18 protein-coding genes are annotated in these 18,049 nt (G+C 69.2%); 11 read left to right on the forward strand and 7 right to left on the reverse strand.

Annotation, left to right across the window (positions count from 1 at the left end; all coding sequences use genetic code 11):
- Positions 1-28: 28 nt before the first annotated feature.
- The 4 genes from VHD82_RS06180 (at position 29) to VHD82_RS06195 (ending at position 3,520) form a co-directional block, all read left to right on the forward strand.
- Entirely contained in the window at positions 29-934 is a 906-nt protein-coding gene (locus VHD82_RS06180; protein ID WP_414637460.1) for an ACP S-malonyltransferase, read from the forward strand.
- Positions 934-1,911 (forward strand): beta-ketoacyl-ACP synthase III, encoded by a 978-nt coding sequence (locus tag VHD82_RS06185; RefSeq protein ID WP_325697892.1) that lies wholly within the window; start codon positions 934-936, stop codon positions 1,909-1,911. The genes VHD82_RS06180 and VHD82_RS06185 overlap by 1 nt, the downstream gene beginning before the upstream one ends.
- Positions 1,912-1,984: 73 nt before the next feature.
- A complete protein-coding gene (locus VHD82_RS06190) occupies positions 1,985-2,230 on the forward strand; it encodes an acyl carrier protein (RefSeq protein WP_325697894.1) in 246 nt (81 codons plus the stop codon).
- A gap of 42 nt (positions 2,231-2,272) precedes the next feature.
- Positions 2,273-3,520: a beta-ketoacyl-[acyl-carrier-protein] synthase family protein gene (locus VHD82_RS06195; RefSeq protein WP_325697896.1), complete on the forward strand. Its 1,248-nt coding sequence runs from the start codon at positions 2,273-2,275 to the stop codon at positions 3,518-3,520.
- Positions 3,521-3,578: 58 nt separating this feature from the next.
- On the opposite strand, the gene VHD82_RS06200 is transcribed toward VHD82_RS06195, so the two are convergent.
- From VHD82_RS06200 to VHD82_RS06210, 3 genes are all read right to left on the reverse strand, one after another.
- Positions 3,579-4,175, reverse strand: coding sequence for a hypothetical protein (locus tag VHD82_RS06200; protein WP_325697898.1), 597 nt, complete (start codon positions 4,173-4,175; stop codon positions 3,579-3,581).
- 51 nt (positions 4,176-4,226) lie between these two features.
- A complete protein-coding gene (locus tag VHD82_RS06205; protein WP_325697900.1) occupies positions 4,227-4,730 on the reverse strand; it encodes a DUF3145 domain-containing protein in 504 nt (167 codons plus the stop codon).
- Between the two features lie 200 nt (positions 4,731-4,930).
- A complete protein-coding gene (locus VHD82_RS06210; protein WP_325697902.1) occupies positions 4,931-6,388 on the reverse strand; it encodes a S8 family serine peptidase in 1,458 nt (485 codons plus the stop codon).
- 190 nt (positions 6,389-6,578) lie between these two features.
- On the opposite strand from VHD82_RS06210, the gene VHD82_RS06215 reads away from it, so the two are divergent.
- On the forward strand, positions 6,579-7,892 hold the full coding sequence (locus tag VHD82_RS06215; RefSeq protein WP_325697904.1) for a hypothetical protein: 1,314 nt from the start codon (positions 6,579-6,581) through the stop codon (positions 7,890-7,892).
- 11 nt (positions 7,893-7,903) lie between these two features.
- Here VHD82_RS06215 and VHD82_RS06220 read toward each other — a convergent pair whose 3' ends face one another.
- Entirely contained in the window at positions 7,904-9,298 is a 1,395-nt protein-coding gene (locus VHD82_RS06220) for an NAD(P)/FAD-dependent oxidoreductase (protein WP_325697906.1), read from the reverse strand.
- An 83-nt stretch (positions 9,299-9,381) separates the two neighbouring features.
- Here VHD82_RS06220 and VHD82_RS06225 point away from each other — a divergent pair, with 83 nt between their 5' ends.
- Entirely contained in the window at positions 9,382-10,125 is a 744-nt protein-coding gene (locus VHD82_RS06225) for an Lsr2 dimerization domain-containing protein (protein WP_325697908.1), read from the forward strand.
- A gap of 95 nt (positions 10,126-10,220) precedes the next feature.
- Here the strand turns inward: VHD82_RS06225 and VHD82_RS06230 are convergent, their stop codons facing one another.
- The gene (locus VHD82_RS06230) at positions 10,221-10,913 is read right to left on the reverse strand and encodes a TetR family transcriptional regulator (RefSeq protein WP_325697910.1); all 693 of its coding nucleotides are present in this window, start codon (positions 10,911-10,913) and stop codon (positions 10,221-10,223) included.
- 45 nt (positions 10,914-10,958) lie between these two features.
- Between VHD82_RS06230 and VHD82_RS06235 the strand changes: the two genes are divergently transcribed.
- The 3 genes from VHD82_RS06235 to VHD82_RS06245 are packed head-to-tail and all read left to right on the forward strand — an operon-like array spanning position 10,959 to position 13,361.
- A complete protein-coding gene (locus tag VHD82_RS06235; RefSeq protein WP_325697913.1) occupies positions 10,959-12,017 on the forward strand; it encodes a ferredoxin reductase in 1,059 nt (352 codons plus the stop codon).
- Between the two features lie 10 nt (positions 12,018-12,027).
- On the forward strand, positions 12,028-13,134 hold the full coding sequence (locus VHD82_RS06240) for an acyl-CoA desaturase (protein WP_325697915.1): 1,107 nt from the start codon (positions 12,028-12,030) through the stop codon (positions 13,132-13,134).
- 8 nt (positions 13,135-13,142) lie between these two features.
- Positions 13,143-13,361, forward strand: coding sequence for a hypothetical protein (locus VHD82_RS06245; RefSeq protein WP_325697917.1), 219 nt, complete (start codon positions 13,143-13,145; stop codon positions 13,359-13,361).
- A 207-nt stretch (positions 13,362-13,568) separates the two neighbouring features.
- On the opposite strand, the gene VHD82_RS06250 is transcribed toward VHD82_RS06245, so the two are convergent.
- Positions 13,569-14,903, reverse strand: a complete 1,335-nt coding sequence (locus VHD82_RS06250; RefSeq protein ID WP_325697919.1) for an NtaA/DmoA family FMN-dependent monooxygenase — start codon at positions 14,901-14,903, stop codon at positions 13,569-13,571.
- 14 nt (positions 14,904-14,917) lie between these two features.
- On the reverse strand, positions 14,918-16,003 hold the full coding sequence (locus VHD82_RS06255) for an LLM class flavin-dependent oxidoreductase (protein ID WP_325697921.1): 1,086 nt from the start codon (positions 16,001-16,003) through the stop codon (positions 14,918-14,920).
- Positions 16,004-16,104: 101 nt separating this feature from the next.
- On the opposite strand from VHD82_RS06255, the gene VHD82_RS06260 reads away from it, so the two are divergent.
- Positions 16,105-17,385 carry a sensor histidine kinase gene (locus VHD82_RS06260; protein WP_325697923.1) on the forward strand — a complete coding sequence of 427 codons (1,281 nt, stop codon included), beginning with the start codon at positions 16,105-16,107 and terminating at the stop codon, positions 17,383-17,385.
- 3 nt (positions 17,386-17,388) lie between these two features.
- On the forward strand, positions 17,389-18,033 hold the full coding sequence (locus VHD82_RS06265; protein ID WP_325697925.1) for a response regulator transcription factor: 645 nt from the start codon (positions 17,389-17,391) through the stop codon (positions 18,031-18,033).
- Positions 18,034-18,049 lie beyond the last annotated feature (16 nt).

Genomic DNA, 18,049 nt, shown 5'->3' on the forward strand with positions numbered 1-18,049 from the left:
TGAGCACGGACCGTGTTCCCTGGAGGGCGTGACAGCACTGCTCGCCCCCGGACAGGGCTCCCAGGCCCCCGGCATGTTCACTCCCTGGCTCGAACTCGACGGAACCCGCGAGAAACTGGCGCGCTGGTCCGAGCGGGCCGGCCTCGATCTGGTCCACCTGGGCACCGAGGCGGACGCCGAGACGATCCAGGACACCGCGATCACCCAGCCATTGATCGTGGCCCTGTCGCTGCTCGCGTTCGAGGAACTGGAGAACCTGCCCGCCGACGGGCCCGTCGCCGGGCATTCGGTCGGGGAACTGGCCGCCGCCGCGATCGCCGGCGTGCTGTCCGCCGAGGACGCGGTCGCGCTGGCCGCCGTGCGTGGCGCCGAGATGGCCAAGGCCTGCGCGGCCCAGCCGACGAGTATGGCCGCCGTGATGCTGGGCGAGCCCGAGGCGGTCGTCGCCTGGCTGGAGGAGCAGGGCCTCACGGCCGCGAACCGCAACGGCGCCGGCCAGATCGTCGCCTCCGGCGCTGCCGACGCGATCGAACGCATCGTTGCCGAACCGCTGGCGGGCACCAAGGTCCGCGCGCTCAAGGTCGCCGGCGCGTTCCACACCCACTACATGGCCCCGGCCGAGGAGGCGCTGCGCGAGCACGCCGCCAAGATCACCCCGGCCGACCCGAACCGCCCGTTGCTGTCCAACGCCGACGGCGCGGTCGTCTCCAGCGGCGCCGAATACCTCGAGCGCCTCGTCAAGCAGGTGACCCGGCCGGTGCGCTGGGACCTGACGATGGACGGGCTGGTCTCCCTCGGGGTGACCGGTACCGTCGAGCTGCCTCCGGCAGGCACGCTGACCGGACTGGTCAAGCGCCAGCTCAAGGGCATTGTCACCGAGACGATCGCACTGAAGACCCCGGCCGAGCTGGCCGCGGTCGGGAAGGAGGCGTAGTGGCGCCGGTACTGCGGCTCAAGCAGGGCCCCGCGGCGACCCGGGTACTGGGGGTCGGCAGCTATCAGCCAGAGCGGCGGGTCACCAACGACGACCTGTCGCAGACCATGGAGACCAACGACCAGTGGATCCGGGACCGGGTCGGCATCATCGAGCGCCGGTTCGCGGAGAAGGACGAGCTGCTGGTCGACATGGCCGTCACGGCGGGCGGTAACGCGCTCGCCGACGCCGGGGTCGAACCGTCCGAAATAGACACTGTGATCGTGCCGAACTGCACGATGCCCTCACCGATCCCGAACGCCGCCGCTCAGGTGGCCGACCGGCTCGGCATCAAGGCCGCCGGTGCCTTCGACCTCAACGCCGCCTGCGCCGGGTTCTGCTACGGACTCGGCGTGGCCTCGGACCTGGTCCGCGCGGGCTCCGCCGGCAAGGCGCTGGTGATCGGCGCGGAGAAGCTCACCGACGTCGTCGACCCGACGGACCGCGCGAACGCGATCATCTTCGCCGACGGCGCGGGCGCGGCGGTGGTCGGCCCGTCCGACGAGCCGGGCATCGGTCCGGTGGCCTGGGGCAGCGCGGGCGACCTCGTCGACACCATCTACATGCGCGACCACCGGTACATCTACCAGGAGGGCCAGTCGGTCTTCCGCTGGGCGACCACCCAGATCGCGCCGATCGCGCTGCGCGCGCTGGAGCTGGCCGGGCTGCAACCGTCCGATGTGGACGTGCTGATCCCGCACCAGGCGAACCTGCGCATCGTCGAGTCGATCGCGAAGAAGCTCCGGGCCAAGGGCGCCCGCGAGGACATGGTCGTCGCGGACGACATCAAGTACTCGGGCAACACCTCGTCCGCGTCCATCCCGATGGCGCTGGACCACATGCGCAAGGCGGGCACCGTTTCCTCCGGCGACGTCGTGCTCGTGGTCGGTTTCGGCGCCGGACTGTCGTACGCCGGTCAGGCCATCATCTGCCCGTGATACCACTTACGCCGGCGGGCGGAAGTCCGCCGGCGTCAGGCAAGCCCGGAAAACCAGGAAAGGGAAAACAACAGTGGCGGACAAAGAAGAGATCCTCGCCGGCCTCGCGGAGATCGTCGAAGAGGTCGCAGGTGTCGCGCAGGACGACGTGAGCCTGGAGAAGTCCTTCGTGGACGACCTCGACATCGACTCGCTGTCCATGGTCGAGATCGCCGTGCAGGCCGAGGACAAGTTCGGGGTCAAGATCCCGGACGACGAGCTCGCCAACCTCAAGACCGTGGGCGACGCGGTGAACTACGTTTCCGCGAACTCGAAGTAACAGAAGTACGAATTCTCTGAACTGACCTCGGGGAGAATCCACATGAGCAACATCGACGTCGTGATCACCGGGCTGGGGGCCACCACGCCGCTCGGCGGGGACGTCGCGTCCACCTGGGACGGCCTGCTCGCCGGCCGCAGCGGCATCCGCCGCATCGAGGCCGACTGGGTCGAGCGGTACGACCTGCCGGTGAAGATCGGTGCGACTCTCGCCGAGGAACCGACGGAGAAGCTCCCGCGTGTCCAGGCACGCAGGCTCGACCGGTGTGAGCAGATCGCTCTCATCGCGGCAAGGCAGGCCTGGGCCGACGCCGGATTCACGGAGCCGACGGACGAGCACAGCGATGTCGATCCCGATCGGCTCGGTGTGTCCATCGGTACCGGCGTCGGTGGCCCGGTCACCCTGCTGACGCAGAACGATCTGCTGCGGGAGCACGGCATCCGCAAGGTGTCGCCGCTGACCGTGCCGATGCTGATGCCCAACGGTCCCGCCGCGCATGTCGGCATCGACCTGAAGGCCCGCGCCGGAGTGCACTCGCCCGCGTCGGCGTGTGCCTCCGGTGCGGAGGGCATCGCCTCCGGGTATCAGATGATCCAGAACGGCCGGGCCGACGTGGTGGTGGCCGGTGGTGCGGAAGCCTGCATCCACCCGATCACCATCGCCGGGTTCGCCCAGGCCCGGACCGTTTCCACGAACAACGACGACCCGGCGCACGCGTCGCGCCCGTTCGACACCGCGCGCGACGGGTTCGTGCTCGGCGAGGGCGCCGGCGTGGTCGTGCTGGAGCGCGCCGACCGGGCGAAGGCCCGCGGCGCGAAGATCTACGGCAGGCTCGCCGGCTACGGGATCACGTCGGACGCCTACCACATCACGGGCAACCACCCGGAGGGCATCGGGCAGATCAGGGCCATGAGCGACGCCATCCGGATGGCCGGGCTGTCCGCCTCGGATGTCAGCCACGTCAACGCCCACGCCACCGCCACGGTGGTCGGCGACGTGGGCGAGGCGGCCGCGATCCGCAAGGCCGTCGGCACGCACGCGGTCGTGACGGCGCCGAAGGGCGCGCTGGGCCACCTCGTCGGTGGCGCGGGCGCGGTCGAGGGCATCGCCACGCTGCTGGCGATCTACCACGGTCTCGTCCCGGCCACGCTGAACCTCGAGAACCTCGACCCGAAGGTCGAACTCGACGTCGTCGCCGGTGAGCCGCGCAAGGGCGAGTACGCCGCCGCGCTGAGCAACTCGTTCGGCTTCGGCGGGCACAACACCGCGCTGCTGTTCACCACGGCGTAGCACCGCGACGTGGACCGGCCCCGGCGGGCAGTGCCCGCCGGGGCCGGTTCACGTCGCTTCAGCAGGCGGAGACTTCGGGCGTGGTGTAGCCGGCGACGGTGTCGACCTTCCAGTGACCGGACTCCTGGGTGACCGGGAGGATCAGCTTCCACTGCACACACCCGGCGTTCGAAAGCTCCGTCGGCGCGTCCGAGGGGTCCTGTGTGCTCGTGAAACCGAGCAGCACCCGCAGATCCTGGCTCGAAACCGCGTCGATCCGGTAGACGAGGATGCTGCCGTCCTTGGTCGAGCTGTAGTCGTTGAGCCAGTCCGTCTTCGGCTTGGCCTGGATCCTCGCCTTGGTGACGGTGGCCTTCCACTGCTCGTAGTCGCGCGTGTTGATCGAGTCGAAGTAGTTCTGCAGCAGTTCCTTGATCACCTGGTGTTGCGGATGCTCGGCGGCATCCGGGGTCAGCTCCACCGTGCCGGGCCCCGGCTGCAGCGCCAGCGGGCGCGAAGTGGTGCTGGGCAGGGCGAGGATCGACGCCGGCTGGGAGTCCGGCTTGCGGTAGTACTCACGCGCCAGCAGCCCGCCGCCGACCATCAACGAAACGACCACGACGAGGACAGGAATCAGCCAGCGCTGGGGATGGGTGGACGCCGGCACAGCTGACACATCGGCAGGGTAGTAGCCCCCGTTAGCCAACTACCCGCCACCACCTTCGACTCACCCCACGCGGTGCAGCCACGTTACCGGCGCGCCGTCCCCCGCGTGCCGGAACGGCTCCAGTGCCTCGTCCCAGTTCGCGGCGAGCAGCTCGTCGACCCGGTGGGCGAACGCCTCCCCGGCCCGTGCCTGCGCCACCAGCGCACGCAACTGATCCTCACCGACGACGATGTCACCGTTGGCGCTCGTCCGCCCGTGCCACAGGCCGAGGCCGGGCGCGAAGCAGTACCGATCGCCGTCGACGCCGGGGCTCGGCTCTTCGGTCACTTCGAAGCGCAGCATCGGCCACGCCTTCAGGGCGCCGGCGAGTTTGCCGCCGGTGCCAGTGGGCGCGCTCCAGTTGCATTCGGCTCGCAACTGCCCTGGTGCGGCCGGTTGTGCCGTCCACTGCAAATCGACTCGGGTCCCTAGGGTGCCCGAAATAGCCCACTCGACGTGCGGGCAAACCGCAGACGGCGACGAGTGGACGTACACCACGCCACGGGTGCTGCCACGGGTGCTCACTGCTGACCTCCGCTACTCGACGAGGGGCGTCTTCCCCTACGACCTCGCGAATAGGCGGTTGTTGCGGCACGCGTGACGCGGCTTAGCACATTGTGCACCCCGATCACCCATTTGGCCACATGAACCTCAGGCGTATCAGCAGAACCAACACCAAGGGCACCTTCGGGGGCCAGAAACCCGCGAAGGTGCCCTTCGCTCACTCAGCCCGCGGCGCCGAGGGACCTGGCGGCGGCGACGGTGTCGACGAGCCCGGTCCCCTTGTCGTAGCTGGAAGTGTAGGCGCCGACGCTCTGATACGGGGCGCCGTTCGAATACTTGTACGCGGTGGCCTTGATCGCGTTCTCGATCTGGCCGGGGCTCGCCTGCGGATCCGCCTGGAACAGCTGCGCGACGATCCCGGTGATCTGCGGCGTGGCCATCGAGGTGCCACTGATGACGTTGTAGGTACCGATGTCCAGCGGCCCTGGCCCGTTCTCCGGCTGCAGCCCCTGCGAGCAGATGATCAGGTACGGGCGGCAGGAGGAAATGATGTTCTCGCCCGGAGCGGAAACGTCCGGCCAGGTGGACGAGTCACTCGCGAGGCCCCGCGAGGAGAAGTCCGAGACGGCGCCATCGCGGGTGCCGGTGCCCTGGTCGTTGTACGAAGCCACGGAGATGACGCCCGGGGTCGGGTCCTGGCCCGGCGGGTTGGACAGGTCGGCCGAGCCATCGCCGCCGTCGTTTCCGTTGGCCCAGACGGTGACCACGCCTTCGGCGGCCAGCGCGCGCTGCAGCTGCACGGTGGCCGAACTCGGGTCGAAGGCGCCGCCGCCACTCGGCCCGTACGAGTTGTTGATCACCTTGATCGGTGGGCAGGTGCTGGCAGGCACGCCCGCGCCGCACGGGGCGTTGTGGTTCTCCAGCACCCAGTTGAGTGCGGCGTCGGTGCCGAGGACGAGCAGCGCCAGGCCGGTCGAGATGGCGACGATCTTCGAACCGGGCGCCGAGCCGCCGACCTTCGTGCCGTCGGGCAGGGTGAACGCGTTGCCCGCGGCGATGCCGGTGACGTGTGTGCCGTGCCCGCCGAGCGAGGTCGTGTCGGTGTCCACCGAGGTCGGCACGTCGAGGATGCACGACGTGGAAGTGCCGTCGAGGCAGGTGCTCTTGAGGTTGCGGACCACCCGGGTGGCGCCGTTCGCCTGAAACGCGGGGTGGGTCGGGTCCACGCCGGTGTCGATGATCGCGACGGAAACGCCGCTGCCGTCGAGTTTCGAGCCGTTGGCGCCGTTGAGCGACGTCTGCGCCTCGGCGCTACGCGTCGCCGTGGTGCCGCTGCTGCCGTAGGTGATCAGCGGGTCGTTGTTCTCCACGTAAGTGACGCCCGCGGCCTTTCGGACCGCGCTGACCTGGGCGGCCGAGCCCTTCGCGCCGACGACGCCGATCTTGGCGAATCTGGTGACTTCCGTCAGGCCCGCCGCCCTGACCGCTCTTTCCGCCGTGGCCACGTCGGCCGCGTGCACGAGCGTCGTCAGCTGGGTGGCCGACGAAACCGTGGAAAGCAGGCCGGCGAGGGTGCCGGACACGGGTGCGAGCGGGCTCTGCGCCGTGGCGGCCGGGGCACTGATGATCGGGGCGACGAGCAGTGCCGCGGCGATCGCGAGGGTGGTGCGCCTTTGCATCGGGTCTCCTCGAGCTCGGGGAACGCGCGATAGGGCCAACGATGCGCACTCTTTCGGGTGACGGCAGTCACGGAGATACCCCCCATTTGCGGGGAGGATGGCTTGTAAATTTCACACCATCGGGCCATCGGCGATCACCAAGCGCTAGCGTGTGCACCCAACAGCCGACGGGAACCTTGGGGAGGTCGAGGTGCGGGTCGTCCGCCTGGCTCGGCAGCCCTCCCTGGTCGCCGAAGACATCCGCGCCGCGCTGGCGTCACTGGGCCGGGGCACGTCGGTGGCCGGCGGGATCGCCCTCGCCGGTGTGCGCCCGCTGCCGTCGGGCCGGGTCGCGGACGCGGTGGTCGTGCTGCCCCGCGGCGTGCTCGTCGTGCTCGGGGTGGACCTGCCCGATCCGGCGATGAAACTCGAAGCGCCGCTGACCGGGGAGTGGAAGGCGGACGGCTGGCCGCTCGTCGCACCCGGCAAGGCGGTCAACCCGGCGGCGTCGAAGCTCGCGTTCGCCGATTCCATCACCCGGCGGCTGCGGGCGAAGATGCCGGAAACCATGCCGGTCGGGACCGTCCTCGCGGTGGGCCCGTTCGTGGACAAGGTGGAACAGCCGCCCACGGAATTGAGTGGCCACGTACGGGTGCTGTTCCCGAACGCGACGAGCATGCTCGCCGCGAGCGTGTCGCTGGCGTCGGCGCGCAAGCCCTGCACGGTGGAACACGCGCGTGCACTGATCAAGAGCCTCGCGCCGGAAGCCCCGGAACTGTCGGACGACGCGTTGACCGGCGAAGGGTTCGGCGCGGCCGAACCCGAGGAGGACCCGCTTTCGGCGGTCACCATCACCATGCCGCCGGTCCGGCCGGCACCGCCGAAACCTGCGCCGATCGAAGTGACGACTCCGATGCCGCGGGTCACCGCCGCCGCGCCGGTCCGGCCGGTGGCCGCCGACAAACCCGCCCGCACCGTGCGCTGGCTTCCCTTTGCGGCGCTCGGTCTGCTCGGCATCCTGCTGGTGACCGCGATCGTGCTCGCGACGACCGGCGGCGACGACACGGCCGCGAGCACACCGCCGCCACAGGTGGTGAACGGAATCCCGTTGCTGGAACGCGCCTCCGGCAGCGATACGCACTGCGCGGCGCACGCGATCGGCGACGTGCAGGCGAGCCTGCAACAGAAGCCGTGCGTGACGATGCGGCGCGGCAGCTTCGAGGCCACCGTCGACGGGAAACCCGCCGCGGTTTCGGTGACCGTGCTCAGTTTCCCCGACTCCGCTTCGGCGACCGCGTTCAAAAAGGTGGCGGACGAACCGGGCGGCGGTGGCATGTCGGACCTCGCGACCGAAACGGGGAAATGGCCCCGCACGCCCAGTTTCGACGGAGCCGGCTACTTCAGCACGGCGGGCGGCACGACCGTGGTGCTCGTGCTCGCCGCGTGGTTCGATGACGCGTCGGTGAGCATCGACCCCGGCCTGCTGCGCGCCGCCCAGGCCGGGGCCACCGCCCGGATTCCTTGACCTGCCGGGGATCAGAGGCCGTAGGTCTCCAGCAACCGCAGCCAGACCTCGGAGATCGTCGGGAACGCGGGCACCGCATGCCAGAGCCGCCGCAGCGGCACCTCGGCCACGACCGCGATCGTCGCGGCGTGCAGGAGATCGGCCACGTCCTGGCCGACGAACGTGACGCCGACGAGCACCTCGCGTTCGGTGTCCACGACGATGCGCGCCTTGCCGGTGTAACCGTCGGCGTGCAGGGACGAGCCCGCGACGGCGATGTCGATGTCGACCACGCGGTGCGGTTTCCCGTCCTCCGGGCCTGCCAGCCCGACCGAGGCCACCTCCGGATCGGTGAACACGACCTGCGGCACCGCGTAGTGATCCGCGGTGCTCGCCTGCGGACTCCACGGGCTCGTGTCGAGCGGCTTGCCCTCGGCCCTGGCCACGACGACGTCGGCGACCACCCGCGCCGCGTACTTGCCCTGGTGCGTCAGCGGCGCACGGCCGGTCACGTCGCCCGCCGCGTAGAGCCACTCACCGTCCACATCGGACACCTGACCGGTGTCGGCGACGGTGAGCGCGGCGCCGGCCTCGAGCCCGATCGCCTCCAGCCCGAGGTCGTCGGTGGCGGGGCGCCGCCCGGTGGCCACGAGCAACCGGTCGGCGTCGAGGGCCTGCCCGTCCGTGAGCTCCAGCCGCGCCGCTCCGTCCACTTCGGAGGCACGCACCAGACCGGATTCCGTGTGCACTCGGACACCGTCCGCACGCAGTCCCTCGATCACCGCGTCACCGGCGAAGTCCGGGTACCTCGGCAGCGGTCGTGACCCGGAGATGATCAGATCGACCTGCGCGCCGAGCCTCGCCCACGCCTGCGCCATCTCCACTCCGACGACACCACCGCCGAGCACCGCCAGCCTGGCCGGCACCTCACTCGCCGACGTGGCTTCACGCGAACCCCATGTCGGGACGTCGGCGAGACCGGGAATGTCCGGTGTGCGCGGCACGCTCCCGGTGCAGACCACCACTGCCCGCGTGGCGTGCAACACCCGCTCGCCGTCCACAGTGACCTCTCGCGGGCCCGTGATCCGCGCGTGCCCGCGTACCGTTTCGATGCCCGCGCCGTGCGCCCACTCGACCTGCCCGTTGTCGTCACCCTTGCCAGTGAAGTAGTCGCGCCGCTCGAACACCGCCGCTGGATCGAGCCGTTCGCCTACCGGAACACCGGGCAGCCGACGGGCCGCGGCGAGCGCGTTTCCCGGTCTCAGCAAGGCTTTGCTCGGAATACAGGCCCAGTACGAGCATTCACCGCCGAACCGTTCGTGGTCGACGAGCGCGGTTTTCAGTCCCCCGGCGGCGGCACGGCCTGCCGCGTTTTCGCCGACCGGTCCACCGCCGATCACCACCACGTCGTAAGTCTCTTCGGTCATGGGGTTCAGCGCACACCAGGCAGACGCACCGCGCAAGCGGGGGGAGGTATTCTTCCCGGAGTATTCGAGTACGGGAGGTTTCGGTGGCGAAGAACACCGCGGTGCAATTACTGGACGACCTGAACGGCGAGCCGGCCCAGGAGCAGGTCCGGTTCGGCCTGGACGGTGTCGACTACGACATCGACCTCTCCGACGAAAACGCGGAAAGCCTTCGCGAGATCCTGGCCCGCTACGTCGAGCAGGGCCGCCGGATCGGTGGCCGCAAGCGCCGGCCGAAGCGGCTCGCCCCGCCGAAGCGCCGCACGAATTCCCGTACGGCGGCGGCGAAAACGGCGGCACAGCCGAAGGCGGCGGCCACCCGGAAACGCGCCACCACGAAGACGGCCGCCACCGCCAAAGCCACCACCGCGAAAACCGCACCGGCCAAATCCGCGCCGGCGAAAACCACGCGCGCCGCGAAATCGACAGCTGCGAAGCCGGCGAAGAGCACGGCCACCAAGGCCGCCGCGAAAACCACCACCCGGAAAACCGCGGGCACGAAAGCCGCCCCCGCCAAGGCCGCGGCTGCGAAATCCACGCGCGCCACCGCCACCAAGTCCACGGCGAAGGCGGCCCCGAAGAAGAGCGCGGCCGCGAAGACGAGCGCTGCCAAGGCTCCCGCGAAGGCGGCTCCGGCGAAGACAGCGGCCAAGGCCGCCGCGAAGCCGAAGGCCGCCACCAAGACCACGGCCAAGAAGCCGGCCGCCGCGGCGAAGAAGACCAGCGCCGCGGAGAAGGCGCCCCGCCGCCGCACCGCACCGCCGGTCGTCTTCTCTTCCGCCGAATAGCCGATACCGGTGCGCCGGAGTGGTGAACGCTCCGGCGCACGGGCCGGCAGAACAATGTTCAACGGCGGGTCCGTCCACATCGGACAACGCCGGGATCAGGTCGTGCTGTGCCAGCCGGGCACCCCGACCGTGATCAGCCGAAGGCGCTTCTCGGCGGTGCGCACGATACGCTCGTCGGTTTCGGCATCCCGCGGCCTGGCCTCGACCAGCTCCAGCACCGTGGCGAGCATGGCCGTCACGATCAGCCCGGCCATCATGTGCAGATCGTCGGTCGACCACTCCCGCAGGAATTCGAAGCGGGCCAGGTCCACGGCAAGCTCGCTGGAGAACAGCTTGAGCTCGATCCCGATGGCCTGCTGAACCGCACCGGTTCCGCCATACCGTTCCCGCGTCACGAAACGGAAGTGGTCCTCGTTCGCGCGGACGTGCTCGTACAGGACGGCGACCGAGGCGCGGATGACGTCGGTGGCGCTGCGCGGATCGCTGCGGGCCGCCCGGAGCATCGACCGTAACGTGCGCATCGATTCCTCGACCAGCGCGACGCCGAGTTCGTCCATCGACGCGAAGTGGCGGTAGAACGCCGTCGGCACGATGCCGGCCCGTTTGGTGACCTCGCGCAGGCTCAGGCTGGCGAACCCGCGGTCGGCCAGTAGCTCCAGGGCCGCGTCCAGCAACGCACGCCTTGTTCGTTCTTTGCGCTCCGTGCGCGTTACCGGTTCGGCCGTCACGGTGTTCAGCGTACGTCCGGCCACGATGTAGGCCACCTCACCTTGCGCGATACCGTCCATGCCCCCAAACTTGAGTGTACAGATGTTCACTGTTGGAGGTGTGCGATGGGCAAGCTCGGCTCGATCGCGGAAGCACTGCTCACCCCACACGGCATGGACCGTTACCTGGAACTGATCAACCCGATGCTGGTCCGCCGTGACCTGCGCGGGGAGGTCACCGGGGTGCACAGGCAGACCGCGGACTCGGTCACCCTCACCCTGCGGCCGAGCCGCGCCTGGCGCGGGTTCACCGCCGGCCAGTACGTGCGGATCTCGGTCGACATCAACGGAATCCGGCGGACACGCTGCTATTCGCCGGTCGGCTCGCAGTACGGGAACGGGCTGGAGCTGACGATCAAGGCCGATCCGCAGGGCCTGGTGTCGCGGCATCTGTGCGACCAGGCCGCGCCGGGCATGGTGCTCGGCCTGTCCCTGCCGGACGGCGCGTTCACCCTGCCGACACCGCGGCCGGAGCGGATAGTGCTGATCAGCGGCGGCAGCGGGATCACACCCGTGCTCTCGATGCTGCGCACGCTCGCCGAGGAGGACTACCGCGGCGAAGTCGTGTTCCTGCACTACGCCAACTCGGCCGAAGACGTGCTCTACCGCGACGAACTGGACGCCCTCGACCGCAGGAATGTCCGGGTCGTCCTCGGGTACACCCACAGCGAAGGCGCTGAGCTGTCCGGGTTCTTCTCCGCGGAGCACCTGAAGGCCACGGCGCCGTGGTACGACTCGGCGCAGACGTACCTGTGCGGGCCGAAGCCGCTGATGGACTCGGTGCGCGAGGTGTACGAAGCCGAAGGCTTGAGTGAACAGCTGCACACCGAAGAGTTCACTCCGCCGGAGTTGACCTTCGACACCGAGAGTGCCACCGGTCAGGTGCGCTTCGCGCACAGCGGCAAGGAAATCGAGAACTCCGGGCGTCCATTGCTGGAACAGGCCGAAGCCGCGGGACTTTCGCCGGAACACGGCTGCCGGATGGGAATCTGCTACTCGTGCACGAAGGTCAAAACGCGCGGCACGGTGCGCAATGCCAAATCCGGTGAAACCTCCGGCGAGGACAACGAAGAGATTCAACTCTGCATCTCCGTCCCGGTCGGGGACGTCGAGATCAACTGTTAGGGGAATCGGCATGACTGGACTGCAGGACCGGCTGACTCCGGCACAGGTCGAGGAATTCGGCCGGGAAATGGACGAGATCCGCCAGCGCGTGGTCGCCGATCTCGGCAAGGAAGACGTCGACTACATCTACAACATCATCAAGACCCAGCGGGGCCTGGAAGCCGCCGGACGTGCGCTGATGTACGTGCCACCGGCGTGGCCGCTCGCCGTCGCCGCACTCTCGGTGTCCAAGATCCTGGACAACATGGAAATCGGGCACAACGTGATGCACGGGCAGTACGACTGGACGCGGGATCCGGCGTTGAGCTCGCAGCAGTTCGAGTGGGACAACGTGGCGCCGGGCGAGAACTGGCGGCATTCGCACAACTACATTCACCACACGTACACCAATATCCTGGACAAGGATCGCGATGTCGGGTACGGCATCCTGCGCATCGACCCGGCGCAGAAATGGCATCCGTACTATCTCGGCAACCCCGTCTACGCCTTCTTCCTCGCATTCATGTTCGAGTACGGCGTCATGCTGCACGATCTGGAATTCGACCGGATCGTGCGCGGGGAACGGAAATGGTCGGAGTTCAAGGAGGTCCGGGCCAGGATGGTGCGCAAGGCCGCGCGGCAGATCGGCAAGGACTACGTGCTGTTCCCGCTGCTCACCGGCCCGCTCGCGCCGCTGACGCTCGCCGGGAACCTCACCGCGAACGTGGTCCGGAACGTTTGGGCGTTCTCGATCATCTTCTGCGGGCACTTCCCGGCCGACGTGGAAAGCTTCAGCGAGGAGGAAACCGAGAACGAGACGCGCGGGCAGTGGTACCTGCGCCAGATCCTCGGCTCGGCGAACATCACCGGCGGGAAGCTGTTCCACATCATGTCCGGGAACCTCTCGCACCAGATCGAGCACCACCTGTTCCCCGACATCCCGGCCCGCCGGTACCCGCAGATCGCCGCCGAGGTGCGCGCGATCTGCGAGAAGTACGGGCTGCCCTACAACACCGGTCCGCTGCACAAGCAGCTGTTCTCGGTCGCGAAGAAGCTGGTCAAGTTCGCGCTGCCGGACAGCGTGCGGCCGCAGCCGGCGGAACCCACTACGCTGAAGCCGGAACTCGAGGCGGCTTAGGGGACAATATGGTGGGTCAGTTCGAGAGCACCAAGGACACCGTTCAGGTGCTGACCGAGTCAGCGGCCACGCACCTCGGCCGCATCGCGATGATCGTCACCGGTGCGGTGCGCGACGTGGCCAGGGAGACCGGTGACTGGCTCACCGACGTGATCGAGATGCGCGAGGCCTCCCGCCGCGCCCAGGCCGATCACGAACCGGTGGCTCCCGTCGACGAGGAGCAGTAGGGCGGCGCACGCCGCGTGCCGGCCAACCCAGTTGGGTGGTCATCCTTGAGCCCGCCGCTCCGGCGAGGAGAGTCTTTTTCCTTGCGCTGTAACAGCAACGGCCGCGCGCGGAGCGCGCTCTGTGCACCCCACCCCCGACCCGCTCGCGCAGCGTTCAGCGGTCGGGATCGGTTCGGGGTGTGGGCGGGGTGGCGTGTCGGGTTGCGCCTACGGGCGTGTGATGCCCAGGTGGTCTCGAAGTGTCGTTCCGTTGTACTCGCTGCGAAAGACTCCGCGCTCTTGCAGCAGGGGCACCACCTTGTCGGCAAAGGGATCCAACCCGCCCGGGGTCACGTGCGGGACGAGGATGAAACCATCACTCGCATCGGACTGGACGTAGTCGTTGATCGTCTCGGCGATCGTTTCCGGCGAACCGATGAAGTTCTGCCGGGCGGACACCTCGATGATCAGCTCGCGGATGGACAGGTTCTTCGCCTCCGCCAGCTCACGCCACTGCTTCGCCGTCGCGAGCGGGTCCCGGTGCATCCGGACACTGGCCCGGCCGCGAGCGATCGTGTTCTCCCCGACCACCGGGTCGACCTCCGGCAGCGGGCCGTCCGGGTCATACGCGGACAGGTCCCGGTTCCACAGCTGTTCCAGAAACTTGATCGCGGTCTGCCCGCTCACCTGCTGCCGCCGCACGACGTCGGCCAGTTCCTGCGCCTCGGCATCGGTGTCGCCCAGCACGAACGTCGCGGCGGGCAGCACGACGAGGTCCGAGTTCTGCCGGCCGTACTTCGCCAACCGCCCCTTCACGTCGGCATAGAACGCCTGTCCGGCCTCCTTCGTGCCGTGCCGGGTGAAGATCGCGTCGGCCGTCGCGGCGGCGAATTCGCGGCCCTCGTCGGAGTCGCCTGCCTGCAGGATCACCGGCCGGCCCTGCGGGCCGCGGGGCACCGTGAAGCGGCCGCGGATGTCGAACTGCTCGTCGTGCCGCTCGAACGCGCCGGCGTTGGCGTCCCGCAGGAAGACGCCGGATTCCTTGTCCGCCAAGATGTCCCCGTCGCGCCACGAGTCGAACAACTCGGCGGCGGTCTCCAGGAACCGCTTCGCGCGCACGTATCGCTGGTCCTCGGGCAAGTAGCCGCCGCGCCGGAAGTTCTCGCCGGTGAAGGCATCCCACGACGTCACCACGTTCCAGCCCGCACGCCCCGCGGACAGGTGATCGAGGCTCGCGAACTGCCGCGCCACCTCGAAGGGCTCGTTGAAGGTCGAGTTGATCGTGCCGGTCAGGCCGAGCCGCTCGGTGACCGCGGCCAGCGCGGCGAGCACGGTGAACGTGTCGGGCCTGCCGACCACGTCGAGGTCGTAGATTTTCCCGCCCTGTTCCCGCAGGCGCAGGCCCTCGGCGAGGAAGAAGAAGTCGAACTTCGCGCGCTCCGCGGTCTGGGCGAGGTGCACGAAAGAACTGAAATCGATGTGGCTGCCCGCTTCCGGGTCGCTCCACACGGTCGTGTTATTCACGCCGGGAAAGTGCGCGGCGAGGTGGATCTGCTTGGGCATCTCGCGTCCTTTTCTCAAGCGGCGTAACGGTTCGCGGGGCGTTCGAGGCCGAGCAGCCCACGCAGCGTGGCGGCTTCGTACTCGCGCCGGAACGCGCCGCGCCGCTGCAGTTCGGGCACCAGGCCACGGGTGATCGCGGTCAGGTCGTGCGGGATCGCGCCGGGCCGCAGCCGGAAACCGGTGACCCCGGCGTCGTGCCAGGCCAGCAGCCGGTCGGCGAGCCCGGCCGGGGTGCCGGTGAAGATCAGGGCGTCGGAGGTGAACTCGGCGCCGTCGGTCTCGTCCAGCCTGGCCTTGCGGCTGGCGGCCGCGCCCGCCGTGTCGTCGAGGAACACCACCACATCGACGAACACCTGCGGGCCGTGCACCGGAATTTCCTCGCCCACCTCGTGCGGGGTGACGAATACGAGGTCCGCACCGCGTTCAGCCAGCCGGTAGGCGACGGGCACATGCGCCAGGACCGAGACCGGCGGCTGACCCTGCGGCGGGCGCGGCGTGATCGACGGGCCCTTGACGTCGAACCATTTGCCGGAAAAGTCGATGTAGTGCAGCTTTTCGCGGTCGATGAACCGGCCGGTGGCGACATCGCGGATCTCGGCGTCGTCCTCCCAGCTGTCCCACAGCCGGCGCAGCACCTCGATGTAGTCGGCGGCCTCGTCGAACAGGTCCTCGCGTGAGGGAACCTCGCGGCGGCCGAACAGCTCCGCGTCCGGCCCGCTGCCCGAGACCCGCACCCGTACCCCGCCGCGGCCGGTGCTGACGTAGTCGAGCGTCGCGATGGCCTTGGAGATGTGGAAGGGCTCGGTGTGGGTGGCCACGATCGTCGGCAGGAAGCCGAGATTGCGGGTGCGCGGGGCGACGCGCGAAGCGATGAGCACCGCGTCGAGCCTGCCCTGCACCTGGTCGGTGCGGGTGGTCTGCGGGGCGAACGAGTCCTCGATGGTGACGAAGTCGAGCAGCCCGTTTTCGGCTTCGACGGCGAGATCGGTCCAGTACCCGGCGTCGAAAAGCTCGCCGGGGCGCGCGTCCGGCTCTCGCCACGCCGCCGGATGCCAGCCGGCCCCGTCGAGCGCGGCGGCGAGATGAAGACTCGGTGACATGCGCGTGTTCCTTTCGCCGGCGGCCTTTCCCGATTCAACCGAGCCGGCACACCCGGGTATTTCCCGTACCACGTTGTGGGAAAGATCAGGGGGAAAACCCGATGGGCGGAACTCCCCTGGCCCGGCAAGCTGTCGGAGTGAACGTGATCGCGCTGTTCGCTCCGCTGGGGCGAAAGCAGTTCCTCGGCGAGCTGGGGTGGGCGGCGCTCGGAGCGCCGCTGACCGCGGTAGGCCTGGTCGGACTGCTGGCCGGGCTGATCGTCGGAGTGGCGCTCTCCCCGATTTTCGTCGGCATCCTGGTCCTTTCCGGGGTGCTCCTCGGCGCGCGGCGGCTCGGTTCGGTGCACCGGCAACTGGCGGGCACGCTGCTGGACATCGAGGTCAGCGAGCCGCCGATGGCGGAGCTGAAGCCCGGACTGTGGAACTGGTTCAAGACGCGCCTCGGCGACCGGGCCGGCTGGCGCGTGTTCGGCTACCTGCTGATCCGGTTCCCGCTTTCGCTGGTGAACCTGTCGGTCGCGGGCGCGCTGCTGGTGTACGGGCTGGGTGCGTTCTGCTATCCGGTGTACTGGCTGGCCACCGGCGGGCACATGCTGCCGCTGTTCGACATCCACGCGAGCACCTGGGTGCTGACCCTGCCGATCGCGGCCGTCGGGGCGTTGATCCTGATCGCGCTGCCGCGGGTGCTGCACGGGCTCACGACGATGGACCGGGTCCTCGCGTACAGCCTGCTCGGGCCGCGCACGCTCAGCGAGCGGGTGCGTGACCTGGAGGAAAGCCGGGCGAGCGCGATCGAGGACGCCACCGACCGGCTGCGCCGCATCGAGCGCGATCTGCACGACGGGGCGCAGGCCCAGCTCGTGGCGATGGCGATGAAGCTCGGAATCGCGCGCGAGGAACTCAAGGAAGGCAACGTCGAGAACCTCGACGCGCTGCTCACGACGGCCCACGGCAACGCGAAGCAGGCGCTGACGGAGCTGCGTGACCTGGCCCGCGGCATTCGCCCGCCTGCACTCGACGCGGGGTTGGCGGTGGCGTTGTCGACGCTCGCCGCCCAGAGCGCCGTCAACGTGCAGGTGGGGGTCGACCTGCCGGACCGGCCGTCCCCGGCCATCGAAACGTTGCTGTACTTCAGCGCGGCCGAACTGGTGACCAACGCGGCCAAGCACGGCCGCGGCGCGGACGTCCGGCTCGACCTGACCGCGCAGGGACACGAGATCCGGTTGACGGTGCGCGACGACGGCACCGGCGGCGCGCGGGTGAGCCCCGGCGGCGGTCTGGCCGGGGTGGCCGAACGACTCGGTACCGTGGACGGACGGCTCGAAATCGAGAGCCCGTCCGGTGGTCCGACGGTGGTCACCGCGCACATTCCTGGGGGCTGAACAATGCGGATCGTGGTGGCCGAGGATTCGGCGATCCTGCGCACGGGGCTGGTGGAACTGCTCACCCTGCGCGGGCATGAGGTGGTGGACGCGGTCAAGGACGGCGAGGCGTTCCGCCGGTCGGTACCGGAACACCGGCCCGATGTGTCCATTGTGGACATCCGGATGCCGCCGACGTTCACCGACGAGGGCCTGCGCGCGGTGCTGGACCTGCGCAAGCAGGACCCGAAGCTGCCGATCCTGCTGTTCTCGCAGTACGTCGAAACGTCCTATGCCGCCGAACTGCTGGCCGATCAGGCCGGCGGGGTCGGGTATCTGCTGAAGGACCGGGTCGCGGAGGTCTCGGACTTCCTCGACGCGCTGCGCCGCGTCGCGGCCGGGGAGACGGTGCTCGACCCGGAGGTGGTGAGCCAGCTCTTCGGCGCGACAAGGAATGCCGGGACGCTGGCCGGGCTCACCCCGCGCGAGCGGGAGGTGCTGGGGCTGATGGCGGAGGGCCGGTCGAACGCGGCGATCGCCGGGCAGCTGTTCCTGTCGGCGGGCTCGGTGGAGAAGTACGTGACCCGGCTGTTCGACAAGCTCGGCCTGCCACCGTCCGAAGAGGACAACCGGCGGGTGCTGGCCGTGCTGCGCTACCTGGACTCGTAGCGGTTACGGTGGATGG

The organism is Amycolatopsis sp. (assembly GCF_035546795.1).
Lineage (GTDB): Bacteria > Actinomycetota > Actinomycetes > Mycobacteriales > Pseudonocardiaceae > Amycolatopsis_E.

Coding starts and splice junctions, on each gene's coding strand:
- VHD82_RS06265 (WP_325697925.1), top strand. CDS start 17,389: ATGCGGATCGTGGTGGCCGAGGATTCGGCGATCCTGCGCACGGGGCTG.
- VHD82_RS06260 (WP_325697923.1), top strand. CDS start 16,105: ATGGGCGGAACTCCCCTGGCCCGGCAAGCTGTCGGAGTGAACGTGATC.
- VHD82_RS06240 (WP_325697915.1), top strand. CDS start 12,028: ATGACTGGACTGCAGGACCGGCTGACTCCGGCACAGGTCGAGGAATTC.
- VHD82_RS06250 (WP_325697919.1), bottom strand. CDS start 14,903: ATGCCCAAGCAGATCCACCTCGCCGCGCACTTTCCCGGCGTGAATAAC.
- VHD82_RS06195 (WP_325697896.1), top strand. CDS start 2,273: ATGAGCAACATCGACGTCGTGATCACCGGGCTGGGGGCCACCACGCCG.
- VHD82_RS06245 (WP_325697917.1), top strand. CDS start 13,143: ATGGTGGGTCAGTTCGAGAGCACCAAGGACACCGTTCAGGTGCTGACC.
- VHD82_RS06210 (WP_325697902.1), bottom strand. CDS start 6,388: ATGCAAAGGCGCACCACCCTCGCGATCGCCGCGGCACTGCTCGTCGCC.
- VHD82_RS06235 (WP_325697913.1), top strand. CDS start 10,959: ATGGGCAAGCTCGGCTCGATCGCGGAAGCACTGCTCACCCCACACGGC.
- VHD82_RS06255 (WP_325697921.1), bottom strand. CDS start 16,003: ATGTCACCGAGTCTTCATCTCGCCGCCGCGCTCGACGGGGCCGGCTGG.
- VHD82_RS06230 (WP_325697910.1), bottom strand. CDS start 10,913: ATGGACGGTATCGCGCAAGGTGAGGTGGCCTACATCGTGGCCGGACGT.
- VHD82_RS06220 (WP_325697906.1), bottom strand. CDS start 9,298: ATGACCGAAGAGACTTACGACGTGGTGGTGATCGGCGGTGGACCGGTC.